Here is a 26647-nt window from a genome sequence, read left to right as displayed (position 1 = left end):
AAAACCCTCCGTGAGGAGGGTTGCAAATCCATACCCGAAGGCGCCGGGACGGGATGTTTCAGTGGGTGGTCAAACCTGCGGCATTCATGAACATGCGCATCAGGCTGGCGGCGATGAACAACACGCCGACACTGCCAACCCAGATCAGGGCCAACCAGCCGAGCCGCTGCCACAGCGGCTTTTTTTCGGCTTCTTCAATGTCGTGCAGGGAATGTTTGCCGGTCATTGCATCGATCTCCGTAAAGCCAAGGCGTCACTGCGGACGCCTTCGCGAGCAGGCTCGCTCCCACAGGGCAAGCCCAGCATGGGATTAGTGATAGCCGTCTTCGTGGGTGACCTTGCCGCGGAACACGTAGTAGCTCCAGAAGGTATACCCCAGGATGAACGGAATGATGAACAACGTGCCGACCAGCATGAAGCCCTGACTTTGCGGCGGCGCGGCGGCGTCCCAGATCGAGATCGACGGCGGCACGATGTTTGGCCACAGGCTGATGCCCAAGCCGCTGTAGCCGAGGAAGATCAGCACCAGGGTCAGCAGGAACGGCGTGTAGTTGGCATTACGTGCCACCGCGCGAATCAGGCCGTACAAGGTGACCAGCACCAGAATCGGCACCGGCATGAACCAGAACAGATTCGGCATGCTGAACCAGCGCGAGGCGATTTCCGGGTGCGACAGGGGTGTCCACAGGCTGACGATGCCGATGACTGCCAGCAGGACGAATGCCAGCGGCCGCGCCAGGTCATGCATCTGCTCCTGCAACTTGCCTTCGGTTTTCATGATCAGCCAGGTGCAGCCGAGCAAGGCATAGGCCACCACCAGCGCCGCGCCGCAGAACAGCGTGAACGGCGTCAGCCAGTCCAGTGAACCACCGGCGAACTGGCGATTGACCACTGGCAGCCCATCGATGAACGCTCCCAGCGCCACGCCCTGAAAGAACGTTGCCGCGATCGAACCACCGATAAATGCCTTGTCCCACAGGTGACGTTTTTCATCCTTGGCCTTGAAGCGGAATTCGAAAGCCACGCCGCGAAAGATCAGGCCCATGAGCATGAAGATCAGCGGCAGGTACAGCGCCGACAACACCACCGAATAGGCCAGCGGGAAGGCGCCGAACAACGCCGCGCCACCCAGTACCAGCCAGGTTTCGTTGCCGTCCCAGACGGGGGCGACAGTGTTCATCATCACGTCGCGATCGGTCTTGCCGGGCACGAACGGGAAGAGGATGCCGATGCCCAGGTCGAAGCCGTCCATGACCACGTACATCATGATGCCGAAGATGATGATCACGGCCCAGATCAGCGGAAGATCAATACCCATGAGTCAAATCTCCTTGGTCAAGCGAGTGTTGTCTTCGTGCTCGCCCTCGGCCGGATCGTCGGCTGCGGACAACGGACGCGCCGGGGTGCGCTTCTTGCCTGGACCACCGTCCGGCGTTTCGCTGCCTTCGCTGATCTTCGGCCCTTTGCGCACCAGGCGCATCATGTAGCCGAGACCGGCGCCGAACAGGGCGAAATACACCACAACGAACATGATCAGGGTGATGCTCATCTGCATGAAGCTGTGGTTGGACGAAGCATCGGCAGTGCGCATCAAGCCATAGACCACCCATGGCTGACGGCCGATTTCCGTGGTGAACCAGCCGGCGAGAATCGCGATCAGGCCGGACGGCCCCATCCACAAGGCCAGATGCAGGAACGGCCGCGAGGTATACAGCGAGTCACGCTTGCGCAGCCACAGGCTCCACAACCCGGTGAAGATCATCAGGAACCCGAGGCCGACCATGATCCGGAACGACCAGAACACGATGGTCGAATTCGGCCGGTCTTCCGGTGGGAACTCCTTCAGCGCCGGCACTTGTTTATCCAGCGAGTGGGTGAGGATCAGGCTGCCGAGGTAGGGAATCTCCACAGCGAATTTGGTGCGCTCTTCTTTCATGTCCGGCCAGCCGAACAGAATCAGCGGCGTCGCCTCGTCGCCATGGTTTTCCCAGTGGCCTTCGATCGCCGCGATTTTTGCCGGCTGATGCTTGAGCGTATTGAGGCCGTGGAAGTCGCCGATCACAGCCTGGATCGGCGCGACGATCAACGCCATCCACATGGCCATCGACAGCATGGTGCGGATCGCCGGGTTGTCTCTGCCGCGCAGCAGGTGCCAGGCCGCTGACGAACCGACGAAGAACGCCGTCGCGACGAACGCCGCCGTGGCCATGTGCATCAGCCGGTAAGGGAATGACGGGTTGAAGATGATTGCCAGCCAGTCGGTGGGGATGACCTGACCGTTGACGATTTCAAAGCCTTGCGGGGTCTGCATCCAGCTGTTGGAGGCGAGAATCCAGAAGGTCGAAATCAGCGTGCCGATCGCTACCATCACCGTCGAGAAGAAGTGCAGGCCGCGCCCGACCTTGTTCCAGCCGAACAGCATCACGCCAAGGAAACCGGCTTCAAGGAAAAACGCCGTAAGCACTTCATAGGTCAGCAACGGCCCGGTGACGGCACCGGCGAAGTCGGAGAAACGACTCCAGTTGGTGCCGAACTGATAAGCCATGACCAGCCCGGAAACCACGCCCATGCCGAAGTTGACGGCAAAAATCTTCGACCAGAAATGGTAGAGATCGCGGTAGGTGTCGTTGCGGGTCTTCAGCCACAAACCTTCGAGCACTGCCAGGTAACTCGCCAGGCCGATGGTGATGGCCGGGAACAGAATGTGGAACGAGATGGTGAACGCGAACTGAATTCGGGCGAGATCGAGAGCCTCTAAACCGAACATATGGCTTCCTCTGTCAGGTAATACGGGTAGCTGGCCCGGAGGCCTGCACCACTGCCCCCACGGATATGGAGTGCGGCGAATTCGGATTCGTTCTTTTTTTGCAACCATCGCAACGCAGGGAGTCTGGCCAAATGGCCGCCAGATCAGTTCCGGTCGGGGTCTTGATCTGGATCAAGCAACGTTGAAAGAGTAGTCCCATTTTTGCCAATGAACTGCGTGGTGGTTTGCCGCGTGACAAGTTGCCTCACTCCTGTGGCCAGGGGATTTATCCCCGTCCGGCTGCGCAGCAGTGGTCGTCGTTTCGAGATTTTGGGGCCGCTGCGCGACCCAACGGGGATAAATCCCCTCACCACAGGGTTGATTGTCAGCATGAAAGATCGATGTCTGGCTAACTGAATTTTTTCTCCTAGCAACTTCCTGTTACATACTGGTGATAATCTCGCCGTTCACTCGTCCAAGACCTGCCTTCAGATGCCCACACAAGAGCCCCTGCTGTTACGTCACCATCGTCCGTTCATGGCTTTCTGGCTGGCGCGGATTTTCACGGCCAGCGGGTTCCAGATGCTCACCGTGGCAATTGGCTGGAACCTGTATCAATTGACCGGCAACGTGCTGGATCTGGGCCTGGTCGGGCTGGTCGAATTCGCCCCGCGGGTGCTGTTCATGCTGCACACCGGCCATGTCGCTGATCGCTACGATCGGCGCAAGGTCGCCGCGCTTTGCCAGTCGTTGCAGGCATTGATTGCCTTGGCGCTGGCTATCGGCAGCGCCACCGATCACGTCACCCGCGAGATGATTTTCATCCTCGCCTTCCTGCTCGGCGCCGCCCGTTCGTTCGAAATGCCGACGACCCAGGCGCTATTGCCAAGCATCGTCCCCAGCGCCCTGTTCCCCCGCGCCGTCGCTGCCGCGCAATCGGCGCAACAGTCGGCCACAATCGTCGCCCCGGCCCTCGGCGGCTTGCTCTATGCATTTGGCAGCGTCTGGGTCTACGGTCCAACCGTACTTCTGTATGTGATCGCCTGCACGCTGATGCTCAACCTGCCGGCACGCCAGACGCCATTGAATAAAGGCAAAGCCACGCTGGACTCGCTGCTGGCGGGGATTCGCTTCATCCGCGGCCGCCCGGACATCCTCGGCGCGATCTCGCTGGATCTGTTTGCCGTATTACTGGGCGGCGCCACGGCGTTGCTACCGGTGTTCGCCAAGGACATTCTGCTGACCGGCCCGTGGGGTCTTGGCCTGTTGCGCTCGGCGCCGGCGGTGGGTGCGTTGCTGATGTCGCTGTTTCTCGCGCGATTTGCCGTGGAACGCAATGTCGGCCGGGTGATGTTCACCGCCGTCGGCATCTTCGGCGTCGCCACTATCGCGTTTGGTTTGTCGACCTCGTTCTGGTTCTCCCTGGCGGTGCTGGTGGTGCTCGGCGCAGCGGACATGATCAGCATGGTCATCCGTGCCTCGTTCGTACAGCTGGAAACTCCCGACGAAATGCGCGGCCGGGTCAGCGCGGTGAACGGGCTGTTCATCGGCGCATCGAACCAGTTGGGCGAATTCGAATCCGGCCTCACTGCCCACTGGTTCGGCACCGTGCCGGCGGTGGTCATGGGCGGGATCGGCACGCTGGTGGTGACGGGGACGTGGATCAAACTGTTTCCGACGTTGGCGAATCGGGACCGGATGCATGTGCCGGTGGAAGAGAAGGTCTGACGTTTTTGGAAAAAACTCACCTGCTCAGCACATATCAAGCGACAACGTGCGGTACATAGTTACCGCACCGGGTGTAATGTATCGCCTTACACTCGCCGCCATGATCAAATCCTTTCAGCACAAAGGCCTTCGTGGCTTCTATGAAACAGGTACGACTCGTGGAATTCGTGCCGACCATGCCAAACGGCTTTCGCGCATGTTGCAGTTCATGGATCGAGCGACGCTTCCCGGAGACCTGGACTTGCCCGGCTGGCACCTGCATCCGTTGAAAGGTGAGCTGAGCGAATACTGGTCGCTCAGCGTTTCAGGCAACTGGCGAGTGATCTTTCGTTTTGTCGGTTCGGATATCGAATTGGTCGATTATCTGGACTACCACTGACAGGAGGCAGGCTCATGCCCATGCACAACCCGCCACACCCCGGTGAAACCCTGCTGCTCGATGTCTTGCCCGAGCTTGGTATCAGCGTGAGCGAATTGGCCCGGCACCTTGGCTTTGCACGCCCGCATCTTTCGCGCGTACTGCACGGACACGCGCCAATCAGCCCGGATCTGGCAGTACGACTTGAGCGTGCAGGGATCGGCAAGGCGCGCGTTTGGCTAGGCGTCCAAACCGACTACGATCTTTGGCAAGCGGAGCACCGTGAGCAACCAATGATAGAACCCCTCGCAGCCCACGGCTGACCCGTCAGGCCATCAACTCCCCCGCCACCCTCGCCCGCAACGCCTTGCCACCAAGCTGCTCGACCAGGGTCAGGGCAAACTCCAGTGCCGCGCCCGAGCCTTGGGCGGTGATGCAGTTGCCGTCGACCACCACCGGTTGATCAACAAACGTACAGCCGGACAACTGATGGCTGGCGCCGGGCAGGCAGGTCATGCGTCGCTGGCGCAGCACGCCTGATGCTTGCAGGGCGACAGCCGGAGCTTCGCCGATGGCGGCGAACAGGCGGCCGGCGCTGGATTGGTCTTTGAGCAACTGCTGCAAGGACTGATGCGCCGCCAGATGCCGGGAACCGACGGCACCGCCCGGCAGGACAATCAGGTCGAAGCTCTGCGCAAGCACATCGACGAGCATGCCGTCGGCAGTCAGGCGGGTGCCGCGCGCGCAGGTCAGCATGCGCCGGCCTTCGATGCTGGCGGCGACCACTTCGATGCCGGCGCGGCGCAGTACGTCGATCAGGGTCACGCTTTGCAAATCGTCGATGCCCTCGGCGAGGGCAATCAGGGCTCTGGAAGTCATGGGCGCTTTCCGCTGGGTAGTCAGTCAAGCGTAGTCAGCTTTGTCCCACCCTGTTCGCAGACAGCCGTTACTTGATGTAAAGCTGGGTCGAAAGCGTGTTGCGCGGGGCATTGATCGAGGTATTGCTGAAGCTGAAGGTGCCTTGCTGTTTGCCGGCCAGATTGAAGGTATAAAGAGAACCGACGGTTTTGCTGCCAGGCGTGCATTCGGTGAGGTTGCCGTTATCGAAGGCGCACACCGGGACCCGGGTGCCGTTGACCTCGAAGCCATCCAGCGTCACGTGTGGCTGGTTCTGGCCATAGCCGACTTCCAGCACGTAGACTTTGATGTTCGGACCGCTGTGATTGCACTGGGTTTGCGGCTGGTTATCGGCGATATCTTCCAGGCCGCAAGATGGCGATTGCACTTTGATCACCTTCACCTCGGTCAACGGCGGTGCCGATGCCGCGAACGCCGGAGCTGTCACCACCAGTGCTGCAATCCATCCGAAAATCCTGATCCAACCGTTGCGCATGCCTGCCCACTCCAAAAAATCAGCGCGCAGTATGGCGCAGTTGTCGGCTGCGCAAAACTTCGCCGACGATCGACACCAACATCCGCCAAATTCCTCACGCGGCTGGTATGATGCGCGGCTTTTTCCGGCCCACGACAATTTCCCAGGCGCTTGCGACGGTCTGTGCTTTGCTGTTGAGGTCGATACATTCACGGCGCCATGCGCGCCACGGGGAGCAGACATGCTGGAAAGGCTGTTTCAACTCAAGGCACACAACACCAACGTGCGCACCGAAATTCTTGCGGGCGTCACGACTTTCCTGGCCATGGCTTACATTCTGTTCGTCAACCCGAGCATCCTCGGCGAGACCGGCATGGACAAGGGCGCGATTTTCGTCGCCACCTGTCTGGCGGCCGCCATCGGCTCGACCGTAATGGGCCTGATCGCCAACTACCCGATCGCCCTCGCTCCGGGCATGGGCCTGAACGCCTTCTTTACCTACACCGTGGTGCTGCACATGGGCCACACCTGGCAGGTGGCGCTGGGTGCGGTGTTCATTTCCGCCGTGCTGTTTTTCCTGCTGTCGATCTTCCGCATCCGCGAATGGATCATCAACGCCATTCCGCTGCCACTGCGCTCGGCGATCGCCGCCGGTATCGGCCTGTTCCTGGCGCTGATCGCCCTGCACAATGCCGGCATCGTGGTCAGCAACCCGGCAACCATGGTCGGCCTCGGCGATCTGACCAAGCCGGCACCGATCCTTGCGACTATCGGTTTCGCAGTGATCGTCGCCCTCGAAGCACTGAAAGTGCGCGGCGCAGTGCTGATCGGGATTCTGGCAGTGACCATCGCCTCGATCGTACTGAATGTCACCGAGTTCGGCGGCATCCTGTCAATGCCGCCGTCGCTGGCGCCGACCTTCCTGCAACTGGACATCAAAGGCGCACTGGACATCGGTCTGGTCAGCGTGATCTTCGCCTTCCTGTTCGTCGACCTGTTCGACAACTCCGGGACCCTGATCGGCGTCGCCAAGCGCGCCGGCCTGATGGGCAAGGACGGCCACATGCCGAAAATGGGCCGCGCGCTGATCGCCGACAGTACGGCGGCCATGGCCGGCTCCCTGCTGGGTACGTCGACCACCACCAGTTACATCGAATCCGCAGCCGGCGTCAGTGCCGGTGGCCGCACGGGCCTGACCGCCATCGTCGTGGCGATCCTGTTTCTGCTGGCGCTGTTCTTCTCGCCACTGGCCGCCAGCGTTCCGGCATTCGCCACCGCACCAGCGCTGCTGTTCGTCGCCGTGCTGATGACTTCCGGCCTGGCGGAAATAGACTGGGACGACATCACCGTGGCTGCGCCGGTTGTGGTCACAGCACTGGCGATGCCGTTCACCTATTCGATCGCCAACGGTATCGCCTTCGGCTTCATCGCCTGGACTGCCATCAAGCTGCTGTCCGGCCGTGCCCGTGAGCTGAACCCGGCACTGGTGATTCTGTCGATTCTGTTTGTGATCAAGCTGGGTTGGTTCAACGCATGACTTTCGATTCCCAAGCCTACGCCGAACAACTCGAAGCCAAGGTCACGCGCTTGCGTGATCTGCTGGCGCCGTTCGATGCACCTGCGCCGACGGTGTTTGATTCGCCTCTGCAGAACTTCCGCCTGCGCGCCGAATTCCGTCTGTGGCGCGAGGGCGGCGAACGCCATTACGCGATGTTCTCCCAGGACGACAAGCGCACGCCGATCCTCATCGAGCAATTCCCGATTGCCAGCCTGCGCATCAACCAGTTGATGCCGCAATTGAAAGCGGCATGGCAAGCCAGTTCGGCGCTGAGCCACAAGCTGTTCCAGGTCGAATTTCTGACCACGCTGGCCGGCGACGCGATGATCACCCTGTGCTATCACCGTCCGCTGGACGAGCACTGGCATGCGGCAGCCACTCAGTTGTCGGCCGATCTCGGCGTGAGCATCATCGGCCGCTCCAAAGGCAAGCGCGAAGTGCTCGGTCAGGACTATGTCGTCGAGAAACTCGAAGTCGGCGGTCGCACCTTCAGCTATCGCCAGCCCGAAGGCGCGTTCACCCAGCCCAACGGCACGGTGAACCAGAAGATGCTCAATTGGGCATACGAAGCCTTGGGCGATCGCAGCGACGATCTGCTCGAGTTGTACTGCGGCAACGGCAACTTCACCCTGCCGCTGGCGACTCGCGTGCGCAAAGTGCTCGCCACCGAGATCAGCAAGACTTCGGTCAACGCGGCCCTGAGCAATCTCAGCGAAAACGCTGTGGATAACGTCACGCTGGTGCGTTTATCCGCCGAGGAACTGACCGAAGCGCTCAACGAAGTGCGCCCGTTCCGTCGCCTGCACGGCATCGATCTGAAGAGCTACGAATTCGGCAGCGTCTTCGTCGACCCACCACGCGCCGGCATGGACCCGGACACCTGCGAACTGACCCGGCGCTTCGACAACATCCTCTACATCTCCTGCAACCCTGACACCCTGGCGGCCAACATCGCCCAGCTGCATGACACCCACCGCATTACCAAGTGCGCGATGTTCGACCAGTTCCCGTGGACCCATCACATGGAATCCGGTGTGCTGCTGACCCGGCGTTGATTGCGGGTATCGGATACGCAAAAGCCGTCGTGATTGACGGCTTTTTTGTGGGTGCTAAGGCGCAATATCAGTTTTGCGTGGACGCCCGCCTTTCTTGCCATTGGCTCGTGCGGCTGCAGATTTGGCAGCACTGCTTTGACGCCCGTTGCGCGAAGCGACGACCGACGCGGCCATCCGCATGAGTGACGGGCTCGCCGAAATCATTCCGGCAATGGAAATATCCAGGTCCTTGCCCTCATGGCACAGCGCAGTGCCGCCGAAGCCGATCGTCAGGCTTGCATAATCGGCCGCTTCAAACCCCTCGAATTCGGGATACAGCTTTACCGGCAGCAACACACCGCTGCCGTCCTCGAAACGAATGACCAAAGAGGACCCTTCGAAGCTCACTGACACGGTCTGCAAACTATTGGCCTGTCGTGCTTCGCCAAGTGTGATGGCGGCATCGAGCATCTCTTCCGTCAGGGGACGATGCACCGACGGTTTTGCCTTGATGACTTTCATAATTCGATCTCAACTCCTTCCAACTTGCCGATCAAGGACAGCAGCACCTTGTCTTCGTCGGGGTCATAGCGCGCCGATCCGATCCTGTAGGTCTCGTCGGTGACTGGTTTCATTACGGGCACTTCGTTTGCCTGGCAGTCCCATATCTGATTATCGAGACAAGCGGTCTTCACGGCCGACCACCAGATCCCTCGTGCTCGACGCAAGTGCGCCGGTTGTCCAAGTGACAGACACAAGCCGTTAAGCACAGTGAGCGGTTGTCGTCGGGACAGCGGCACGACATCCCACAGATCAACTTCGTTATGCCAGAAGCTGAACCGGAAGCGGGCATTCCAGGCACCCGCATCTACATGGGCGTGCGGTGGGCAGTGTTCGTCTCTCAACATGATGCGAATCGACATCCCTTTGTAGCTGCATAACTTCATACTAACCCATCCGTTAGGTTAATGAATTTCCAGATCTCGAATTTCCTTTCGAGTCCGACGACCGGTTAACACAAAGCGATGTGCCGGAGGTCACTGAAGACTAGCGGGCGTGGGGTTGGTGCTCGAGAAATGAGCCGAGAAAAACGTAAGAAAAGCTGTCGTTACGTTTTGAAATTACGCTTGGCATGATCCCCCCTGTGCGATCACCGAACGAAAATTACGGCTCTTAAAGTTGTCCAATTGACCGATGTAACCATCTAGTACATTTTATCTCCACAGGCTGAACCCTCTCGGCCGATGCCAAAAACAATAAGTGGAGTTACCCCAATGTCCCCTATCGTTCTGGTGCTTAACGGCCCGAACCTGAACCTGCTCGGCACCCGCGAGCCGGCGACCTATGGTCATGAAACCCTGACGGATATTTCTGCACTGTGTGGTCGCGCGGCTGACGAGTTCGGCCTGACCGTAGAATTTCGCCAGACCAATCATGAAGGCGAGCTGCTCGACTGGATTCACGCTGCGCGCGGTCGTTGTGCCGGGATCGTGATCAATCCGGCGGCGTGGACGCACACGTCCGTGGCGATTCGCGATGCCTTGGTTGCCAGTGAGTTGCCGGTGATCGAGGTGCACCTGTCCAACGTCCACGCCCGTGAGCCGTTTCGTCATCATTCATTTGTTTCAGGAATCGCCACGGCGGTGATGTGCGGGTTCGGCAGCCATGGCTATCGCCTGGCGCTGGAGCATTTCAGCCAGCGGTTGCAGAGGTAAGAACCATGTCGCGTTCCAAGGTGATACTCGCCGGGCTGATCGGCGCCGGGATTCAAGCTTCGCGCACGCCGGCACTGCATGAGCACGAAGGTGATGCGCAGGGCCTGCGTTATCTGTACCAGCTCATCGACCTCGATCAATTGCACCTCGACAGCACAGCTCTGCCCGACCTGCTGCAAGCGGCGGAGCGGATGAATTACACCGGGCTGAACATCACCTTCCCGTGCAAGCAGGCAATCATCCCGCTGCTCGACGAATTGTCGCCGGAGGCCCGGGGCATCGGCGCGGTGAACACCGTGGTGCTGAAGGACGGCAAGCGTGTCGGCCACAACACCGATTGCCTCGGTTTCGCCGAGGGTTTTCGCCGGGGTCTGACGGACGCTGCCCGTGAACGTGTAGTCCAGATGGGCGCCGGTGGCGCTGGCGCGGCGGTGGCCCACGCGCTGCTCAGCGAAGGCGTACGGCAATTGACGATTTTTGATGTCGACCGCGAGCGTGCCGAGAGCCTGGCAAACAATCTGAATCAACATTTCGGCCCCAGTCGCGCACAGGCCGGAGCGGATTTGCTCAGGGCGCTGGCGCAGGCCGATGGCCTGGTCAATACCACGCCGATGGGTATGGCCAAGCTGCCGGGTTCACCGGTGCCCGCCGGGTTGCTGCGCAAGGCAATGTGGGTCGCGGAGATTGTGTATTTCCCGCTGGAAACCGAACTGCTGCGCGACGCCCGCGCCTTGGGTTGCCGCACGCTGGATGGCGGCAACATGGCGGTGTTTCAGGCGGTGAAGGCGTTTGAACTGTTCAGCGGCGTGGTGCCGGATGCGCAGCGCATGCTTGAGCATTTTCAGAGCATGAATGGCTGAACAACAGGGTAACTCTGTGGGAGCGAGCCTGCTCGCGAAGGCGTCGATTCAGTCAACGAACAGGGCGACTGACGCACCGCTTTCGCGAGCAGGCTCGCTCCCACAGGGAAGATCGATTCAGGCCTTCAGGTAGCGCAACACCGATTCGCAGATCATCTCGCGGTGGCGCTGCTTGATGGTTTCGTCCGGCAGGTCGATCTGGAAGATTTCTCCCAGCGTGTGGCGGTTCGACACGCGATAGAAGCAGAACGAACTGATCAGCAGGTGCACGTCCAGCGCATCGATGCCACGCCGGAACAAACCCTCGTCCGCGCCTCGTTGCAGAATCCCGCCCAAGGTGTCGAGGATCGTGTTGTTCAGCGCCTTGATCGCATCGGAACGCTTTACGTACTCGGCGTTGTGGATGTTTTCGATGCTGACAATGCGCACGAAATCGACGTTGTGGTCATGGTGATCGAAGGTGAATTCCACCAACCGGCGGATCGCCAGCTCGGGCGGCAGTTCGTCCAGATGCAGGCGGTTTTCCGTGCTGCGGATATCGCCGTAAAGCTTCTCCAGCACCTCGGCGTACAACTGCTCCTTGCTGCCGAAGTAGTAATAAATCATGCGCTTGGAGGTGTGGATACGCTCGGCGATCGCGTCGACGCGGGCACCGGACAAGCCCTGCTGGACGAACTCGACGATCGCCTCCTGCAAAATGTTCTCGCGGGTCTTTTCCGGATTGTTCTTGCGACTCTTGCGCGGCACTGCCTCGGACTCGACAGCAGCGGCGGAAAGTTCTGAATTCATGGTCATCGCGGGCTCACGGCCATCACTGCACAAGCTGGCGATTATGGGCCGCGCGGGACAGTGAAGGAAGCCGCGCAGCCCGTGTTTGATCCCGCGTTTACGAATTCCCTACAACTTCGCCTGACGCACCGCGCCGCTGCGGGATTTGGCCATCGCCGCCAGCCGCACCGCAACGTTGGCCGCGCCGTAGCCGGCATAGCCATTCTTGCGCTGGATGATCTCGAAGAAGAAACGCCCCTCGAACGGCTCGGTGTAGACGTGAAACAACTCGCCGCCCTGGGCGTCACGGTCGTAGAGCACGTTGTAATAGGCCAGCTCGCTGAGAAACTCATCGTCGAAATCGAAACGCGCCGCGAGGTCGTCGTAATAATTGAGCGGGATGTCCAGCAGCGGCACGCCGGCCTCTTTGGCGCGACTGACCTGGGCGAAGATGTCGTCACAATCGAAAGCGATGTGGTGCACACCGGAGCCGCGATAACTCGATAGCGCATGCGAAATGGCGGTGTTGCGGTTCTCGGAGATGTTCAGCGGCAGCCGGATCGAACTGTCGCGGCTGCGCAGTGCGCGGCTCTTCACCAGACCGTACGGATCGGGCAAGACCACTTCATCGTCGGCTTCGAAATCCAGCAGGCTTTTATAGAAAAGCACCCAACTGTCGAGGCTGTCGGCCGGCAACGCCATGGCCATGTGATCGATACGCTTGAGGCCGCCGCCGGTCTGCGCGTCGGGCAACAGGTTGAAATCGGTGCCGTACACATCGGCGTCCGCATCGACCAGATAAATCAGGCTGCCGTCCGGTGCGCGCACCGCCGCCAGCTCCAGTTCATTCGGCCCGACCAGCCCGCGATAGGGCTGCCCCTTGTAAGCGACTGCGCGGGCCAGCGCACTGGCGCTGTCCTTGACCCGCACGGCCGTGGCGCACAGCGACGGGCCGTGGGCTTCGAAAAAGCTATGGGCGAACGAATACGGCTCGGAGTTGAGGATCAGGTTGATATCGCCCTGACGCAGCAGGCTGACGCTCTTGGAGCGATGCTGCCCGGCCTTGGCGAACCCCAGGCGTTGCAGCCAGTGACTGAGCTTCGCGCCCAGCGCTTCGTCGACGGCAAACTCAAGAAATTCCACACCGTTGTATTCGCTGGCCGGCGGCGTTTCGAAAAGAATGTCACGGTTGGCCACCGGCGTCGCTTCCTGCTCGAGACGCTGACGGGTCTTCTCTTCCAGATACAGCAACGAGCGCAAACCGTCGGCAGCGTTGGCCCGTGGCGGCGCGGCGCGGAAGCCGTCGTTGAAGATTTCCAGCGACAACGGCCCGGTATAGCCACTCTTGATGATCGGCGCGAGGAAACCCGGCAGATCGAATTCGCCCTGCCCCGGGAAACAGCGGAAATGCCGGCTCCACTCCAGCACGTCCATGGCCAGGATCGGCGCGTCGGCCATTTGCACGAAGAAGATCTTGTCGCCGGGAATGTCGGCGATCGCGCTGGGATCGCCCTTCAGCGAAAGGGTGTGAAAGCTGTCGAGCAGCACGCCGAGGTTGGGGTGATCAGCCTGGCGAACGATGTCCCAGACCTGTTGATAAGTATTGACGTGACGGCCCCACGCCAGCGCTTCGTAACCGATGCGCAAGCCACGGGCGCCGGCGCGTTCGGCCAGCAGGCGCAAATCATCGACGAGGATTTGCTGATCGCCGACACTGTCCGGCGAGGCGTTGCTGCAGACCAGCACCAGGTCGGTGCCAAGTTCCTGCATCAGATCGAACTTGCGCTCGGCGCGCTCGAGATTGCGCACCAGGCGATCGCGGCGGCAGCCTTCGAAGTCACGGAACGGCTGAAACAGGGTGATGGCGATGCCGAGATCGGCGCACATCTGTTTGATTTCCCGGGGACTGCCGTCGTAGTACAGGAGGTCGTTTTCGAAAATCTCCACGCCGTCGAACCCGGCGGCGGCAATGGCTTCGAGTTTTTCCGGCAGGGTGCCGCTCAAGGAAACGGTGGCAATGGAACGCTGCATGTTTCAACTCCCGGACTGCGCCGCTTTATCTTGTGTAGGAGCTGCCGAAGGCTGCGATCTTTGCTGTTGCGTTCCAATCAAGATCAAAAGATCGCAGCCTTCGGCAGCTCCTACAAGGGAATGGGTTTTTATAGTGAGGGAAATTATTGGCTGCATCGCTGCGCGCAGCAATTTAAAGTGTACTACCCGGTTAGTTTTGCGTGCGATTATCGAACACTAAGGCGATTTGGCGAATTGACGATTTTTTGTTCACTGCCCAACATCGGTTGCACATCGAGTCCGGCCACTAACCACCGGGCAAGGTGTTCGACAGAAAAGAACACCAAATAACAAATCCAAAAACGGGTGGAACACATGATTCCTTCACAGACTTCCCGCATGGCTCCGGCCATGAGCACTGCCACGGGTGGCATTGGCGACAAGATCCGCGGCGCCATGGCTGTCGGCAAGACCCGCTGGGGCATGCTGGCGCTGGTGTTTTTCGCCACCACCCTCAACTACATCGACCGCGCCGCCCTCGGCGTCATGCAGCCGATCCTCGCCAAGGAAATGAGCTGGACGGCGATGGATTACGCCAACATCAACTTCTGGTTTCAGGTCGGCTACGCGATCGGGTTTGTCCTGCAGGGACGCCTGATCGACCGTGTCGGCGTCAAGCGCGTGTTCTTCTGCGCCGTACTGCTCTGGAGCCTGGCCACCGGTGCCCATGGCCTGGCGACCTCGGCAGTCGGCTTCATGGTCTGCCGCTTCATCCTCGGCCTGACGGAAGCGGCCAACTATCCGGCCTGTGTGAAAACCACGCGCCTGTGGTTCCCGGCCGGTGAACGCGCTGTCGCTACCGGCATCTTCAACGCCGGCACCAACGTCGGCGCGATGTTCACGCCGATGCTGCTGCCACTGGTCCTGCATGTGTGGGGCTGGCAAGCGGCGTTCCTGTGCATGGCCGCACTCGGCGGGATCTGGCTGTTGTTCTGGGGCCTGAAGTATTTCAATCCGGAAGATCACCCAACGGTTAAACAGTCGGAACTCGATTACATCCAGCAGCAAGTCGAACCGGAACAGGCCCGCGTGCCGTTCAGCAAGATCCTGCGCATGCGCGGCACCTGGGCCTTCGCCCTCGCCTACTCGCTGACCGCGCCGGTGTTCTGGTTCTATCTGTACTGGCTGCCGCCGTTTCTAAATCAGCAATACAACCTCGGCATCAACGTGACGCAGATGGGTATTCCGCTGATCATCATCTACGTCACGGCTGACTTCGGCAGTGTCGGCGGCGGGATTCTGTCCTCGTTCCTGATCGGTCGCGGCATGAACTCGATCAAGGCGCGGTTGCTGTCGATGTTGCTGTTCGCCTGCTGCATCATCGGCGTCGTGATGGCTGCCGGCTCGGCGAATCTGTGGGTGGCGGTGGCGGCGATCTCGCTGGCGATCGGCGCGCATCAGGCCTGGACTGCGAACATCTGGAGCCTGGTGATGGACTACACGCCCAAGCACATGATGAGCACGGTGTTCGGCTTCGGCGGCATGTGCGCGGCGATCGGCGGGATGTTCATGACCCAGATCGTCGGCCACATCCTCACCGTCACCAACAACAACTACACGGTGCTGTTCACGCTGATTCCGGCGATGTACTTCCTCGCACTGACGTGGATGTACTTCATGGCACCGCGCAAGATTCCGACCGTTACCGAATAACCTGCCTGCATACATCCCATTGTGGGAGCGAGCCTGCTCGCGAAGGCGTCACGTCAGCCACCGAATATGGCGACTGACACACCGCTTTCGCGAGCAGGCTCGCTCCCACAAGTTGTACCGGGATTCCGCTCTTCAGCGCCGGCTCTGCTGCCACGCTGCCGCCAATCCGCTGCAACAGATCACCGCAATACCAATCACCGTCAACCCGCTCGGGGTGTGGTTGAACAGCAGCCAGCCCAACAACCCGGCAAAGACGATCTGGCAATAGCCGAACGGCGCCAGCAAGGCTGGTGCTGCGTGACGGAAGGCCTGGGTCAGGAACAGATGTGCCGTCATCCCGCAACTGCCCAGCGCCAGCATCAGCGCGGCATGAGGCAACGTCGGCACCTGCCAGAAGAACGGCACCAGCGCGCTCATCACCAGGGTATTGCACAGGCCGGCAAAGAAGTTGCTGGTGGTCGGGCTATCCACTTCGGCGAGCTTGCGCGTCAGCAGTTGGTAGAAGCAGAAGAACAGCGCCGAGCAGAACGGCAGCAGGATCGCCGGGGTAAACAGTTCGCCGCCCGGGTGGACGATGATCAGCACGCCGATGAAGCCGCAGATCACCGCAATCCACTGCCCGCGCGTGACCCGTTCCTTGAGCAACGGCACCGATAACGCCGTCACCAATACCGGTGCGAGAAAGTTGACCGCCGTGGCTTCGGCCAGCGGGATGTACAGCAGCGCCGTGGTGAAAAACAGGCTGGTGCCGAGCAGGCACAGGGCACGGGCGAGCTGCCATAACGGCTTCTTGGTGCGCAGCACACGCAAGCCGGACTGCGGCAGGAAAATCCCCGCCATCAACAAGGTGTGCACCACATAGCGCGCCCACACCACCATCACGATCGGATAAAAACCGGAGAGGTATTTTGACAACGCGTCGTGGCTGGAAAACAGGAACGTCGCCACGACAATCAGCAAGATCCCCTTGAAGGGCTGGTTGACACCGGAGAGCGGGGTGCTGACGGTCATTGGCAATCTCTGAAAAAATACCCGGGCGAGCGTTCGCGCTGGCGGCAATCGTTGTGGCAATCATAGTCGGCTGAGCTTTCAGCAACCGCACAGGTTGCACACTTCTTCGCCGGGAAACCGCCGCCAGGCAAAACCTTGAGGCAAGATTCCCGCCACTTCGGCGCCCGGCCAGTGTGCAACATCACAGACTGCCGTCGAAACAGCGGGTTCATGAATTCGACGGAAGAAATTCCACTCGGGATTGAATTCACGGCCCGCTCGACCGTCAATACCAGGCCCGCACCATGTGGGCGCGTGTGCATGGACGGACGACCGGACTGGCGCCACACTCACACAGCGGCAACACTCATCACCAGCAGACTCATCACCGGCAATAAAAGAGGATTCCCACATGCTATGGAAAAAAGGCCGACGCAGTGACAACGTCGTCGACGCCCGAGGTGATGATGCCGGCGGTGGCGGCGGCATGCGCTTCGGTGGCGGCAAGGGCCTGAGCCTGACGGCCATCGTGCTGATTGTCGGCATCGGCTGGCTCACCGGCCAGGACCCGATGCAGATCCTCGGCCAGTTGACCGGGCAGATGGAGCAACCGGCGCCCTCCTCGCAAACCCGTCAGGCGCCACCGGCCAATGATGAACAGGCCGAATTCGTCCGCTCGATTCTCGGCGACACCGAAGACACTTGGGGTCCGATCTTCCAGCAGGCCGGACGCCAATACAAAGACCCGACACTGGTGCTGTTCAGCAATCGGGTGAACTCCGCGTGCGGCATGGCCACTTCTGCCACCGGCCCGTTCTACTGCCCGGCCGACCAGAAGGTCTATCTGGACATGGCCTTCTTTCAGGAAATGTCGCAGCGCTTCAAAGCCGCCGGCGATTTCGCTCAGGCTTACGTGATTGCGCACGAAGTCGGCCACCATGTGCAGACGCTGCTGGGCGTCTCGGCGAAGATGCAGGCGGCGCGTCAGCAAGGCCGGCAAATGGAAGGCGACGGCGGCTTGCTGGTTCGCCAGGAATTGCAGGCCGACTGTCTCGCCGGTGTCTGGGCGTATAACGCGCAGAAACGCCTGAACTGGCTGGAACCGGGCGACATCGAAGAAGCCTTGAACGCCGCCAACGCCATCGGCGATGATCGCTTGCAGCAACAGGGTCAGGGCCGCGTGGTGCCGGACTCGTTTACCCACGGTACGTCAGCGCAAAGGGTGCGCTGGTTCAAAACCGGATTCGCGCAAGGCCAGGTAAGCCAGTGCGACACCTTCGCGGCGAAAACCCTGTAAATGCATAAATGGCTTGTGGCGTTACTGTTCATCGCCGGCACCGCGCAAGCGGCCGGCGTCGATGCGATCAGCCCCGGTCGCCTGCAACTCAAGGCCGGCGAAATGGCGGTGGGCATCGGCCCGGCACCGGAGAAGATCGAGCGGGTGCTGATCGTCATTCACGGTCGCCTGCGCAACGCCGAGACCTACCGCAAAAGCGCGGAAAGTGCCGCCGAACTCGCCGGGCAGACCGCGCACACGCTGGTGATCGCTCCGCAGTTTCTCAATGAAAGCGACGTCACCCTTTATTCCTTGCCGCCGACGGTGCTGCGCTGGCAGGGCAACGAGTGGATGGGCGGCGGCTTGTCCACCGGGCCAAATCCGCTGAGCTCCTACGCGGCGCTGGACGAAATCGTCGCGCGGCTCAGCGACCGCAAACAGTTTCCGGACGTGAAGCAGATCGTGATCTTCGGCCACTCCGGCGGGGGTCAGGTGGTGCAGCGTTACGCCCTGCTGGCCAAGGATCAGCCAGCGCTCAAGGCCAACGGCATTCGCTTGCGCTACGTGGTGGCCAATCCCTCTTCTTATGCGTACTTCAACGAGCAGCGGCCGGTGCCGTTCGACCATGCGCAATGCCCGGGTTTCAATCGCTGGAAGTACGGCCTGGCGGACATGCCGGTGTATGCCGGTGGGCAAACACCGTTGCAGGTCGAGAGCGCTTACGTCAAACGCGAGGTGATTTATCTGTTGGGCCAGCAGGACGTCGACCCGGAACACCCGGCGCTGGATAAGAGCTGCGCGGCCGAGGCGCAAGGGGCTTACCGCTTGATGCGCGGAAAAATGTATTTCGGCTACTTACTGCGCCGGCATCCCGAGGGGGTCAATCAGCGGCTGGTGGAGGTGCCTGGAGTCGGGCATGACGGGGATGGAATGCTGACGTCGGCGGAGGGGCAGAAGGCGTTGTTTGATCAGTAGGTTTTTTTGCTGAATTCACCGCCCCCTTCGCGAGCAAGCTCGCTCCCACATAGCTCTATGACATGCACAAAATATGTGTGCACTGAAGATCCAATGTGGGAGCGAGCTTGCTCGCGAAGGGGCCGGCTCAGGCGACGAAGATGTCAGGCAAACAGCATCCGCCGCAACTCAACACAATCCTTCGCATGCCAATCGGTCAATTCCGGCCACGGGTTATCCGGCAGATTCACCAGCACCGTCCGCGCCCCCGCTGCTCGGCCGCAATCCAGATCAAAGCGGTAATCACCAACCATCACCATGTCACTGGCCGGCACTTGCCAGGCTTCGGCCAGTTTCAGCAACCCGCCCGGATGCGGCTTCGGCGGTGCTTCGTCGCGACCCAGCACATCCTCGACCGCGAAGCAGTCGGCCAGGCCGATCGCCTCCAGCGTCACGTGCGCCAGCTCCCGCGCATTGCGCGTGAGAATGCCGAGGCGATATCCGCGCGCATGCAGGTCGCGCACCAGCTCCACCGCGCCGGTGGCCGGGGTCGAGCCCAGCGCCAGATCGCGTTCATGCTCGAGCAACCAGGCATGCTTGGCCGCCGCTTCATCCGCTGGCAATGCGGCGAGATGGGTGAGGATGTCGTCCTCGGGTGGAATCGCCAGCGCCACACGAATCGCCGCGAAGTCATGCACGGCCACGGTCAGCGTGCCGTCCATGTCGAACACCCAATGACGAACCTCGGTCAGGCTCATGCCCAGTCCTTGCGATGGCGAATCAGGCCTTCCTGAGTCACCGAAGCGACCAGTTGCCCGGCGCGGTTGAATACGCTGCCACGGGAGAAGCCGCGCGAATTGCCGGCCCACGGGCTGTCCATCGCGTAGAGCAACCAGTCATCAGCACGCAGGTCATTGTGGAACCACAGCGCGTGATCGAGGCTGGCGACCTGCATGTCTTTCTGCCAGACCGACTTGCCGTGGGGCAACATCGACGTGGTCAGCAGGCCGAAGTCCGAGGCGTAGGCCAGCAGATATTTGTGCAGCGCCGGGATGTCGGCCAAGGCGCCGTCGGCGCGGAACCACACATATTTGACCGGATCGGCCGGTTGCGGGTTGTACGGGTCTTTTTCGGTGACCGGGCGCACTTCGATCGGTTTCGGGCACAGCAGTTTTTCACGCATATGCTCGGGAATCAGGTGCGCGCGCTGCTGGGTCAGTTCCAGCTCCGAGGGCAGGTTTTCCGGGCCGACCACCGCCGGCATCTGACCCTGATGTTCGAAGCCTTTTTCGTCGTACTGGAACGAAGCGCTGCAGGTAAAGATCGGGTGGCCCTTCTGGATCGCCGTCACGCGGCGAGTGCTGAAGCTGCCACCATCACGCACGCGATCAACCGAATACACCACCGGCAACTTGGCATCGCCCGGGCGCAGGAAGTAACCGTGCAGCGAGTGCACGTGGCGCGCTTCTTCCACCGTCTGACTGGCCGCCGACAGCGACTGGCCGAGCACCTGACCGCCGAACAACTGGCGGAACCCCAGATCCTGACTACGACCACGGAACAGGTTTTCTTCGATCGGTTCCAGGGTCAGCAGATCGACCAGATCTTCCAGCACTTGGCTCATTCAGACTCTCCTCACACAAAGCAATGGCCGCGCAGTCTTGGCTGCGGCGGACGATTCAGGTTCTGGCACGGGCCAAATACGATGGCGGCCATTGTAAACGTCCGTGTCGGCTTATTCATGCAAGGTTTGCAGCCATTGTTCGCGGCTGATGCGATACAGAACATGACGGCGCAACGGGTGATCGAGCGCAAGCTTGGGGTGATCGAAATCATCCTGTGGATCGTGATGCATGCCGATCGCCTGCATGACCTTCTCCGACTGCGCATTCTGCCCGGCGGTAAACGAGACGATTTCCTCCAGTTTCAACTGGTCGAAACCCGCGCGCAGTGCGGTCCACGCCGCTTCACTGGCGTAACCCAGGCCCCAATGTTCCTTGGCCAGACGCCAGCCGATCTCCACCGCCGGGGTAAACGGCGCATCGAAGCCGACCACGCCCAACCCGGTGAAACCGATGAACTCGCCCGTGTCCTTGCGCTCCAGCGCCCACAGGCCAAAGCCGTGCTCGGCAAAATGTCCGCGCACGCGGCCGATCAGTGCGGCACTTTCGAGCCGGGTCAACGGCGCCGGAAAGTAGCGCATCACCTGCGGATCGGCGCACATCGCGGCGAATGCCGGCAAATCCTCGTCCTGCCACTGACGCATCAACAAACGCGCGCTTTGCAGCTCCAGTATCGGCTCCATCGTCCCCTCCATTTCCATGCCGTTGAGTCTACATCGCTGGTAGGATCGTTCATTCTTTCCTAGGTTCTGCGCGAAACAAGCCATGCCCTTGCCGTTGATCTATCACGAAGACTACAGCCCCGAGTTTCCCGCGGATCACCGCTTTCCCATGGACAAGTTTCGTCTGCTGCGCGATCACCTGGTCGACAGCGGCCTGACCCGCGACGCCGACCTGCTGCGCCCGCAGATCTGTCCCAACGACATCCTCGCCCTCGCCCATGACCGCAGCTATATCGAACGCTACATGAGCGGCCAGTTGTCCCGCGAAGACCAACGGCGCCTCGGCCTGCCCTGGAACGAAGCGCTGGCACGACGCACCGTGCGCGCGGTGGGCGGCTCGATCCTGGCGGCAGAGCAAGCCCTGGAGCATGGCCTGGCCTGTCATCTGGCCGGCGGCACCCATCACGCCCATTACGATTACCCGGCCGGGTTCTGCATCTTCAATGACCTGGCGATCATCAGCCAGTACCTGTTGCAGAGCGGGCGGGTCAATCGCGTGCTGATCTTCGATTGCGACGTGCATCAGGGCGACGGCACTGCGCGGATTCTCCACGACACGCCGGAAGCGATTACCGTTTCCCTGCACTGCGAAAAGAATTTTCCCGCGCGCAAGGCCGAAAGCGACTGGGACATTCCCCTGCCCAAGGGCATGGGCGATGCCGATTATCTGCGGGTGGTCGATGACACACTCAATTACCTGTTGCCGCTGTATCAACCGGATCTGGTGCTCTACGACGCTGGCGTCGATGTGCACAAGGACGATGCCCTCGGTTATCTGCAACTGACCGACGCCGGGGTGGCCGAGCGCGATGAACGGGTGATGCGCCACTGCCTGGGCCGCGACATTCCGGTGGTCGGAGTGATTGGCGGCGGCTACAGCAAGGATCGCCACGCCCTCGCCCGCCGCCACGGCATCCTCCATCACAGCGCGCAACGAGTGTGGGATTCACACGGCTGTCATTGAAACGTGTTGCGTTACCCACAATCGCTGTGGAACTGCCTGTGAATAACCTGAGTGAAAGGGACTGCAGGCCATGCTGGCCAAGGCGCCCAGCGCACTGTTTATTTTTTAACCAGCCTCGAAATACACCGCAGCCCCGGTGGGAGCGAGCCTGCTCGCGAAAGCTTTAGCACCCACAACATCTAATTGACTGACAGACCGCGTTCGCGAGCAGGCTCGCTCCCACATGGGGTCTCCCACAGGGTTCAGCGCTGTTAGAATGCGCGCCTTGTCCCGCCATACCGCAGCGCACGCCCATGACCCAGAATTCCCTCCCCGCCAACACTCACGTCGCCATCATCGGCGGTGGCCCCGCTGGCCTGATGGCCGCCGAAGTGCTGAGCCAGGCCGGAGTCCGCGTCGACGTGTACGACGGCATGCCCTCGGTCGGGCGCAAGTTCCTGCTGGCCGGGGTCGGCGGCATGAACATCACCCACTCCGAAGCCTACCCGGCGTTCCTCTCCCGTTACGGCGAACGCGCACCGCAGATCGCCCCGCTGCTGCGCGCATTCGATGCCGATGCGCTGTGCCAGTGGATTCACGAACTGGGCATCGAAACCTTCATCGGCAGCTCCGGCCGCGTATTTCCCACCGACATGAAGGCCGCGCCACTGTTGCGCGCCTGGCTCAAGCGCCTGCGCGACAGCGGCGTAGTTATCCACACCCGCCATCGCTGGCTCGGCTGGGACGCAAGCTGTGCACTGCGCATCGCCAGCCCGCAAGGCGAAATCAGCGTAAACCCCGACGCCACCCTGCTCGCCCTCGGCGGCGGCAGTTGGTCGCGCCTGGGCTCGGATGGCGCGTGGATGTTGCCGCTGGAGCAGCGCGGCGTGGATCTGGCGCCGTTGCAGCCAAGCAATTGCGGCTTCGAGGTGCAAGCCTGGAGCGAGCTGATGGTGAGCAAATTCGCCGGCGCACCGCTGAAAAACATTGCCATCGGTTTGAACGACGACATCCCGCGTCTGGGCGAATGCGTGATCACCGCCACCGGCATTGAAGGCAGCCTGATCTATGCACTGTCCGCGCCGATTCGCGAAGAGATCAATCGCTATGGCGCGGCGGTTATCCACATTGATCTGCTGCCCGGTCGCCCTGTGGATAAATTGCAGGCGGCGCTGAGCAAACCACGCGGTGCGCGCTCAATGGCCAAGCATCTGCATAGTCAGGTGGGGATTGATGGAGTGAAAGCGGCGCTGTTGCGCGAGCTGACCGATGCCGAAACATTCGCCGATCCCGCGCTGTTGGCGCGAGCGATCAAAGCGTTGCCGCTGACCTTGGTGAAAACCCGTCCGCTGGATGAAGCGATCAGCAGTGCCGGTGGCGTGAGATTCGAGGCGATGGATGAGCGCTTGATGCTCAAGGCGCTGCCGGGGGTGTTTTGCGCCGGCGAGATGCTCGACTGGGAAGCGCCAACCGGAGGCTATTTGCTGACCGGGTGTTTTGCCAGTGGGCGGGCGGCGGGGTTTGGGATGTTGGAATGGTTACGGCGCGGGAACTGAGTCGCCCCTGCCCCTCACCCCAGCCCTCTCCCCAAGGAGAGGGAGCCGACCGAGGTGTCTGGCGTCATGCATCGACCTGAGCGATCGTGTCGATTATGCATTCACATCTGATATATCAGGTCGGCGTAACTCACAAGCATCCCCCAATCAGTCCCCTCTCCCTCCGGGAGAGGGTTAGGGTGAGGGGCTTTTGATCTTTGATCTCAAGGCTTGCGCTTGCGCGGCCCGGTATTGAACACCGGCACTTTGCGCACTGGCTTGATCGATGGCTCCGGTGCCGAGGTCTCGCCGCTGTCGACCCACTTGCCCAGATTGCGTTTTCCACCGCCACCGCCCGACGCTTTCGGCTTCTTCGGTTTCTTCGGCTTCTTGATCACCTGACCCCTGGCATCGGTGTCCGGCACGCGGTGCTCGGGCTCGAAATCCGGTTCGTTCTGGCGCTTCAGGTTCTGCCGCGTCAGCATTTCGATCGCCGAGAGCATGTTCACTTCATCGGCACACACCAGCGAAATCGCCTCACCGGTGGCACCCGCGCGGCCAGTGCGGCCGATGCGGTGAATGTAATCCTCGGCGACGATCGGCAGATCGAAGTTGACCACCAGCGGCAAGTCTTCGATGTCCAGACCACGGGCGGCGACGTCGGTCGCGACCAGAATCTGCACTTCGCTGAGCTTGAACCGGTCCAGCGCGCGCTGGCGCGTGGCCTGCGGTTTGTCGCCATGGATGCCGTCAGCATTCACACCGAGGCCCTGAAGCTTTTCCACCAGCGCATCGACGCCATTACGCGTCTTGGCGAACACCAGCACCTGCTTCCACTTGTTCTTGCGCATCAGGTGCACGAACAGTTCGGCCTTGCGCTTCTTGTCTACGGTGACGATCCACTGCTTGACCGTGTTGGCGGCGACGTTGCGCGGGCTGACTTCGACGCTCAGCGGATCATTGAGCATCTGCCCGGCGAGCAGGCGGATGTCATCGGAGAAGGTCGCGGAGAACAGCAGGGTCTGGCGCTTTTTCGGCAGCATGCGGTAAATGTTCGCCAGTTCTTCCGAGAAGCCCAGGTCGAGCATACGATCGGCTTCATCCAGCACCAGCGTTTGCAGCTGATCGAGTTTCAGCGCGTTCTGGCGGAACAGGTCGATCAAGCGACCGGGCGTGGCGACCAGCACATCGACGCCGCCGCGCAGCTTCATCATCTGCGGGTTGATGCTGACGCCGCCATACACTGCGTAAGTACGCAGCGGCAGGTTCTCGGCGTATTGGCGCACGGCTTCATGGACCTGCTCGGCGAGCTCGCGGGTCGGCACCAGAATCAGCGCACGCGCCGAGTTGGCGGTGACTTTCGGCCCTTCCATGGCCAGCAACTGCAACAGCGGCAAGGCGAAACCGGCAGTTTTACCGGTGCCGGTCTGGGCCGCTGCCATCAGGTCGCGACCGGCCAGCACCGCCGGAATGGCTTGCGCCTGCACCGGCGTCGGGGTCTGGTAGCCGAGCGTCTCGAGGGAGCGCAGCAAGGGTTCGATCAGGCCAAGGGAGGCGAAAGTCATGGGAGTACCGTAGGAAAAAATGACGCGGGGATGCAATGCCGCGCAGTTTACCCTAATTCGTACGCGCTTCCGTCGGAACGGCTTTCGCCTCTTCCACGGGTGGCTGTGCAGGTCGACGCCACTGCGGCAGGCTGATCAGCAGCACGGCGCTGATGATCACCAGCATCGCCAACGCTTCTTCGATGCCGATGGTCTCGCCGACAAACACCACACCGAGCAACACCGCCACCGCCGGGTTGACGTAGGCATAACTGGTCGCCGCCGCTGGGCGCACGTGTTTGAGCAGATACATGTAGGAATTGAAGGCGATGATCGAGCCAAAGAAAATCAGATAGGCCAGCGCCAGCCAGCCCTCGAGCGGCGGAATGGCTTGCAGGTGCTCGCCACTCAGCGCGCTGCCGATCAACAAGACCACGCCGCCGACGAGCATTTCCACCGCGCTGGCCATGGCCCCCGCTGGCAATGGCAGGTATTTGCTCCACACCGAGCCGAACGCCCAGCTCGCCGCCGCGAAGATCAGCAACACCGCACCGAGCGGGCTCGATTGCAGGTTGGAACCCATGTTGAGCATGGCGATGCCAATAATCCCCAGCGCCACACCCGCCCACTCCAGCCGCGTATTGCGCGCACCCCAGAAGTAGCCGAACAACAAGGTGAACAGTGGCACCGTCGCCACCGCCAGCGCCGCAACGCCCGAAGCCACGCCGGTGTGCTCGGCGACGCTGACCGCGCCATTACCGAAACTGAGCAGCAGAATGCCGACCAGCCCCGCCGCTCTCCACTGCGCCCAGGTCGGCGCCGGAGCACCGCGCCAGCGCAGCCAGGCATACATCAAGCTGCCGGCAATGACGAAGCGCACCCCGGCCAGCAACAGCGGCGGCCAGTATTCGACGCCGATGCGAATCACCAGATAGGTCGATCCCCAAATCACATACAACGCAAAAAACGCAGCGATCAACGGCAGGGAAAAACGGCGCAAGGCAGGCATGGGCAGCTCGACAGGCAGGCTCGGTGGATGGATTATTCTAGAAAGGCGCACGAGCAAAAATAAGTTACAAAACCTGTTTTTAGCGCCGGTACACTTTTGCATCAAAGACATCCATCTTGGATCGTTCCCACGCTCCGCGTGGGAATGCCTCAACGGACGCTCTGCGTTCGGCTTGGAAAGGGACGCGGAG

General features: G+C 61.1%; 27 protein-coding genes. 12 read left to right on the top strand and 15 right to left on the bottom strand.

Annotated elements, in window-relative coordinates; genetic code table 11:
- Positions 1 to 58: 58 nt before the first annotated feature.
- The 3 genes from KVG85_RS23615 to KVG85_RS23605 all read right to left on the bottom strand — a co-directional run bounded on the left by KVG85_RS23615 (position 59) and on the right by KVG85_RS23605 (position 2767).
- Positions 59 to 226, bottom strand: a complete 168-nt coding sequence (locus KVG85_RS23615; protein WP_016773090.1) for a DUF2474 domain-containing protein — start codon at positions 224 to 226, stop codon at positions 59 to 61.
- 84 nt (positions 227 to 310) lie between these two features.
- The gene (gene cydB / locus KVG85_RS23610) at positions 311 to 1318 is read right to left on the bottom strand and encodes a cytochrome d ubiquinol oxidase subunit II (RefSeq protein WP_016773089.1); all 1008 of its coding nucleotides are present in this window, start codon (positions 1316 to 1318) and stop codon (positions 311 to 313) included.
- 3 nt (positions 1319 to 1321) lie between these two features.
- Positions 1322 to 2767: a cytochrome ubiquinol oxidase subunit I gene (locus tag KVG85_RS23605; protein ID WP_024014409.1), complete on the bottom strand. Its 1446-nt coding sequence runs from the start codon at positions 2765 to 2767 to the stop codon at positions 1322 to 1324.
- A gap of 471 nt (positions 2768 to 3238) precedes the next feature.
- Here KVG85_RS23605 and KVG85_RS23600 point away from each other — a divergent pair, with 471 nt between their 5' ends.
- The 3 genes from KVG85_RS23600 to KVG85_RS23590 all read left to right on the top strand — a co-directional run bounded on the left by KVG85_RS23600 (position 3239) and on the right by KVG85_RS23590 (position 5155).
- On the top strand, positions 3239 to 4474 hold the full coding sequence (locus KVG85_RS23600; protein ID WP_217865174.1) for an MFS transporter: 1236 nt from the start codon (positions 3239 to 3241) through the stop codon (positions 4472 to 4474).
- Positions 4475 to 4574: 100 nt separating this feature from the next.
- The gene (locus KVG85_RS23595; protein WP_217865366.1) at positions 4575 to 4853 is read left to right on the top strand and encodes a type II toxin-antitoxin system RelE/ParE family toxin; all 279 of its coding nucleotides are present in this window, start codon (positions 4575 to 4577) and stop codon (positions 4851 to 4853) included.
- Positions 4854 to 4867: 14 nt separating this feature from the next.
- Positions 4868 to 5155: a HigA family addiction module antitoxin gene (locus KVG85_RS23590; RefSeq protein ID WP_016773085.1), complete on the top strand. Its 288-nt coding sequence runs from the start codon at positions 4868 to 4870 to the stop codon at positions 5153 to 5155.
- 4 nt (positions 5156 to 5159) lie between these two features.
- Here the strand turns inward: KVG85_RS23590 and KVG85_RS23585 are convergent, their stop codons facing one another.
- Positions 5160 to 5711, bottom strand: a complete 552-nt coding sequence (locus KVG85_RS23585) for a DJ-1 family glyoxalase III (protein ID WP_217865173.1) — start codon at positions 5709 to 5711, stop codon at positions 5160 to 5162.
- Positions 5712 to 5778: 67 nt separating this feature from the next.
- On the bottom strand, positions 5779 to 6225 hold the full coding sequence (locus KVG85_RS23580; protein WP_217865172.1) for a DUF4879 domain-containing protein: 447 nt from the start codon (positions 6223 to 6225) through the stop codon (positions 5779 to 5781).
- Between the two features lie 220 nt (positions 6226 to 6445).
- On the opposite strand from KVG85_RS23580, the gene KVG85_RS23575 reads away from it, so the two are divergent.
- Both KVG85_RS23575 and trmA read left to right on the top strand, forming a co-directional pair.
- On the top strand, positions 6446 to 7741 hold the full coding sequence (locus KVG85_RS23575) for an NCS2 family permease (protein ID WP_217865171.1): 1296 nt from the start codon (positions 6446 to 6448) through the stop codon (positions 7739 to 7741).
- Positions 7738 to 8817 carry a tRNA (uridine(54)-C5)-methyltransferase TrmA gene (trmA, locus tag KVG85_RS23570; RefSeq protein ID WP_217865170.1) on the top strand — a complete coding sequence of 360 codons (1080 nt, stop codon included), beginning with the start codon at positions 7738 to 7740 and terminating at the stop codon, positions 8815 to 8817. Before KVG85_RS23575 ends, trmA begins: the two co-directional genes overlap by 4 nt.
- Positions 8818 to 8871: 54 nt before the next feature.
- Here the strand turns inward: trmA and KVG85_RS23565 are convergent, their stop codons facing one another.
- Entirely contained in the window at positions 8872 to 9318 is a 447-nt protein-coding gene (locus KVG85_RS23565) for a DUF2442 domain-containing protein (protein ID WP_217865169.1), read from the bottom strand.
- Entirely contained in the window at positions 9315 to 9743 is a 429-nt protein-coding gene (locus tag KVG85_RS23560) for a DUF4160 domain-containing protein (RefSeq protein WP_217865168.1), read from the bottom strand. The genes KVG85_RS23565 and KVG85_RS23560 overlap by 4 nt, the downstream gene beginning before the upstream one ends.
- 327 nt (positions 9744 to 10070) lie before the next feature.
- On the opposite strand from KVG85_RS23560, the gene aroQ reads away from it, so the two are divergent.
- Complete coding sequence (aroQ, locus tag KVG85_RS23555) at positions 10071 to 10511, top strand: type II 3-dehydroquinate dehydratase (RefSeq protein WP_122698513.1); 441 nt, start codon at positions 10071 to 10073, stop codon at positions 10509 to 10511.
- Between the two features lie 5 nt (positions 10512 to 10516).
- Positions 10517 to 11371 (top strand): shikimate dehydrogenase, encoded by an 855-nt coding sequence (locus KVG85_RS23550; RefSeq protein ID WP_217865167.1) that lies wholly within the window; start codon positions 10517 to 10519, stop codon positions 11369 to 11371.
- Positions 11372 to 11488: 117 nt separating this feature from the next.
- Here KVG85_RS23550 and KVG85_RS23545 read toward each other — a convergent pair whose 3' ends face one another.
- Together KVG85_RS23545 and quiC are read right to left on the bottom strand one after the other, a co-directional pair.
- Complete coding sequence (locus tag KVG85_RS23545; RefSeq protein ID WP_217865166.1) at positions 11489 to 12166, bottom strand: TetR/AcrR family transcriptional regulator; 678 nt, start codon at positions 12164 to 12166, stop codon at positions 11489 to 11491.
- Positions 12167 to 12268: 102 nt separating this feature from the next.
- Positions 12269 to 14170: a 3-dehydroshikimate dehydratase QuiC gene (gene quiC, locus KVG85_RS23540; protein ID WP_217865165.1), complete on the bottom strand. Its 1902-nt coding sequence runs from the start codon at positions 14168 to 14170 to the stop codon at positions 12269 to 12271.
- A 354-nt stretch (positions 14171 to 14524) separates the two neighbouring features.
- On the opposite strand from quiC, the gene KVG85_RS23535 reads away from it, so the two are divergent.
- Complete coding sequence (locus KVG85_RS23535; protein WP_024014417.1) at positions 14525 to 15862, top strand: MFS transporter; 1338 nt, start codon at positions 14525 to 14527, stop codon at positions 15860 to 15862.
- A 132-nt stretch (positions 15863 to 15994) separates the two neighbouring features.
- Here the strand turns inward: KVG85_RS23535 and KVG85_RS23530 are convergent, their stop codons facing one another.
- Entirely contained in the window at positions 15995 to 16873 is an 879-nt protein-coding gene (locus tag KVG85_RS23530) for a DMT family transporter (RefSeq protein WP_041477756.1), read from the bottom strand.
- Positions 16874 to 17264: 391 nt separating this feature from the next.
- Between KVG85_RS23530 and ypfJ the strand changes: the two genes are divergently transcribed.
- Complete coding sequence (ypfJ, locus tag KVG85_RS23525) at positions 17265 to 18149, top strand: KPN_02809 family neutral zinc metallopeptidase (RefSeq protein ID WP_071173669.1); 885 nt, start codon at positions 17265 to 17267, stop codon at positions 18147 to 18149.
- Positions 18150 to 19103 carry an alpha/beta fold hydrolase gene (locus KVG85_RS23520; RefSeq protein ID WP_217865164.1) on the top strand — a complete coding sequence of 318 codons (954 nt, stop codon included), beginning with the start codon at positions 18150 to 18152 and terminating at the stop codon, positions 19101 to 19103.
- A gap of 143 nt (positions 19104 to 19246) precedes the next feature.
- On the opposite strand, the gene KVG85_RS23515 is transcribed toward KVG85_RS23520, so the two are convergent.
- The 3 genes from KVG85_RS23515 to KVG85_RS23505 all read right to left on the bottom strand — a co-directional run bounded on the left by KVG85_RS23515 (position 19247) and on the right by KVG85_RS23505 (position 21387).
- Positions 19247 to 19840, bottom strand: a complete 594-nt coding sequence (locus KVG85_RS23515) for an HAD family hydrolase (protein ID WP_016773074.1) — start codon at positions 19838 to 19840, stop codon at positions 19247 to 19249.
- Entirely contained in the window at positions 19837 to 20706 is an 870-nt protein-coding gene (gene tesB, locus KVG85_RS23510; protein ID WP_101160533.1) for an acyl-CoA thioesterase II, read from the bottom strand. The genes KVG85_RS23515 and tesB overlap by 4 nt, the downstream gene beginning before the upstream one ends.
- A gap of 111 nt (positions 20707 to 20817) precedes the next feature.
- Positions 20818 to 21387, bottom strand: coding sequence for a GNAT family N-acetyltransferase (locus KVG85_RS23505; RefSeq protein ID WP_024014420.1), 570 nt, complete (start codon positions 21385 to 21387; stop codon positions 20818 to 20820).
- An 82-nt stretch (positions 21388 to 21469) separates the two neighbouring features.
- On the opposite strand from KVG85_RS23505, the gene KVG85_RS23500 reads away from it, so the two are divergent.
- Together KVG85_RS23500 and KVG85_RS23495 are read left to right on the top strand one after the other, a co-directional pair.
- Positions 21470 to 22390, top strand: coding sequence for a histone deacetylase family protein (locus tag KVG85_RS23500; protein ID WP_217865163.1), 921 nt, complete (start codon positions 21470 to 21472; stop codon positions 22388 to 22390).
- 293 nt (positions 22391 to 22683) lie between these two features.
- Positions 22684 to 23925: a TIGR03862 family flavoprotein gene (locus KVG85_RS23495; RefSeq protein WP_217865162.1), complete on the top strand. Its 1242-nt coding sequence runs from the start codon at positions 22684 to 22686 to the stop codon at positions 23923 to 23925.
- A 203-nt stretch (positions 23926 to 24128) separates the two neighbouring features.
- Here KVG85_RS23495 and rhlE1 read toward each other — a convergent pair whose 3' ends face one another.
- Positions 24129 to 25469, bottom strand: coding sequence for an RNA helicase RhlE1 (rhlE1, locus tag KVG85_RS23490; protein WP_217865161.1), 1341 nt, complete (start codon positions 25467 to 25469; stop codon positions 24129 to 24131).
- A 52-nt stretch (positions 25470 to 25521) separates the two neighbouring features.
- Positions 25522 to 26457 (bottom strand): drug/metabolite exporter YedA, encoded by a 936-nt coding sequence (gene yedA, locus KVG85_RS23485; protein WP_217865160.1) that lies wholly within the window; start codon positions 26455 to 26457, stop codon positions 25522 to 25524.
- Positions 26458 to 26647: the final 190 nt, after the last annotated feature.

It is taken from the genome of Pseudomonas triticicola (genome assembly GCF_019145375.1).
Classification (GTDB): Bacteria; Pseudomonadota; Gammaproteobacteria; order Pseudomonadales; family Pseudomonadaceae; genus Aquipseudomonas; species Aquipseudomonas triticicola.
Note: the sequence above shows the minus strand (reverse complement) of the source record. Positions and strands in the feature narration are given on the sequence as shown.

Excerpts from the sequence above, each read along its gene's own strand:
- KVG85_RS23615 (WP_016773090.1), bottom strand. The coding sequence starts at position 226 with ATGACCGGCAAACATTCCCTGCACGACATTGAAGAAGCCGAAAAAAAG.
- cydB (WP_016773089.1), bottom strand. The coding sequence starts at position 1,318 with ATGGGTATTGATCTTCCGCTGATCTGGGCCGTGATCATCATCTTCGGC.
- KVG85_RS23605 (WP_024014409.1), bottom strand. The coding sequence starts at position 2,767 with ATGTTCGGTTTAGAGGCTCTCGATCTCGCCCGAATTCAGTTCGCGTTC.
- KVG85_RS23600 (WP_217865174.1), top strand. The coding sequence starts at position 3,239 with ATGCCCACACAAGAGCCCCTGCTGTTACGTCACCATCGTCCGTTCATG.
- KVG85_RS23595 (WP_217865366.1), top strand. The coding sequence starts at position 4,575 with ATGATCAAATCCTTTCAGCACAAAGGCCTTCGTGGCTTCTATGAAACA.
- KVG85_RS23590 (WP_016773085.1), top strand. The coding sequence starts at position 4,868 with ATGCCCATGCACAACCCGCCACACCCCGGTGAAACCCTGCTGCTCGAT.
- KVG85_RS23585 (WP_217865173.1), bottom strand. The coding sequence starts at position 5,711 with ATGACTTCCAGAGCCCTGATTGCCCTCGCCGAGGGCATCGACGATTTG.
- KVG85_RS23580 (WP_217865172.1), bottom strand. The coding sequence starts at position 6,225 with ATGCGCAACGGTTGGATCAGGATTTTCGGATGGATTGCAGCACTGGTG.
- KVG85_RS23575 (WP_217865171.1), top strand. The coding sequence starts at position 6,446 with ATGCTGGAAAGGCTGTTTCAACTCAAGGCACACAACACCAACGTGCGC.
- trmA (WP_217865170.1), top strand. The coding sequence starts at position 7,738 with ATGACTTTCGATTCCCAAGCCTACGCCGAACAACTCGAAGCCAAGGTC.
- KVG85_RS23565 (WP_217865169.1), bottom strand. The coding sequence starts at position 9,318 with ATGAAAGTCATCAAGGCAAAACCGTCGGTGCATCGTCCCCTGACGGAA.
- KVG85_RS23560 (WP_217865168.1), bottom strand. The coding sequence starts at position 9,743 with ATGAAGTTATGCAGCTACAAAGGGATGTCGATTCGCATCATGTTGAGA.
- aroQ (WP_122698513.1), top strand. The coding sequence starts at position 10,071 with ATGTCCCCTATCGTTCTGGTGCTTAACGGCCCGAACCTGAACCTGCTC.
- KVG85_RS23550 (WP_217865167.1), top strand. The coding sequence starts at position 10,517 with ATGTCGCGTTCCAAGGTGATACTCGCCGGGCTGATCGGCGCCGGGATT.
- KVG85_RS23545 (WP_217865166.1), bottom strand. The coding sequence starts at position 12,166 with ATGACCATGAATTCAGAACTTTCCGCCGCTGCTGTCGAGTCCGAGGCA.
- quiC (WP_217865165.1), bottom strand. The coding sequence starts at position 14,170 with ATGCAGCGTTCCATTGCCACCGTTTCCTTGAGCGGCACCCTGCCGGAA.
- KVG85_RS23535 (WP_024014417.1), top strand. The coding sequence starts at position 14,525 with ATGATTCCTTCACAGACTTCCCGCATGGCTCCGGCCATGAGCACTGCC.
- KVG85_RS23530 (WP_041477756.1), bottom strand. The coding sequence starts at position 16,873 with ATGACCGTCAGCACCCCGCTCTCCGGTGTCAACCAGCCCTTCAAGGGG.
- ypfJ (WP_071173669.1), top strand. The coding sequence starts at position 17,265 with ATGCTATGGAAAAAAGGCCGACGCAGTGACAACGTCGTCGACGCCCGA.
- KVG85_RS23520 (WP_217865164.1), top strand. The coding sequence starts at position 18,150 with ATGCATAAATGGCTTGTGGCGTTACTGTTCATCGCCGGCACCGCGCAA.
- KVG85_RS23515 (WP_016773074.1), bottom strand. The coding sequence starts at position 19,840 with ATGAGCCTGACCGAGGTTCGTCATTGGGTGTTCGACATGGACGGCACG.
- tesB (WP_101160533.1), bottom strand. The coding sequence starts at position 20,706 with ATGAGCCAAGTGCTGGAAGATCTGGTCGATCTGCTGACCCTGGAACCG.
- KVG85_RS23505 (WP_024014420.1), bottom strand. The coding sequence starts at position 21,387 with ATGGAGCCGATACTGGAGCTGCAAAGCGCGCGTTTGTTGATGCGTCAG.
- KVG85_RS23500 (WP_217865163.1), top strand. The coding sequence starts at position 21,470 with ATGCCCTTGCCGTTGATCTATCACGAAGACTACAGCCCCGAGTTTCCC.
- KVG85_RS23495 (WP_217865162.1), top strand. The coding sequence starts at position 22,684 with ATGACCCAGAATTCCCTCCCCGCCAACACTCACGTCGCCATCATCGGC.
- rhlE1 (WP_217865161.1), bottom strand. The coding sequence starts at position 25,469 with ATGACTTTCGCCTCCCTTGGCCTGATCGAACCCTTGCTGCGCTCCCTC.
- yedA (WP_217865160.1), bottom strand. The coding sequence starts at position 26,457 with ATGCCTGCCTTGCGCCGTTTTTCCCTGCCGTTGATCGCTGCGTTTTTT.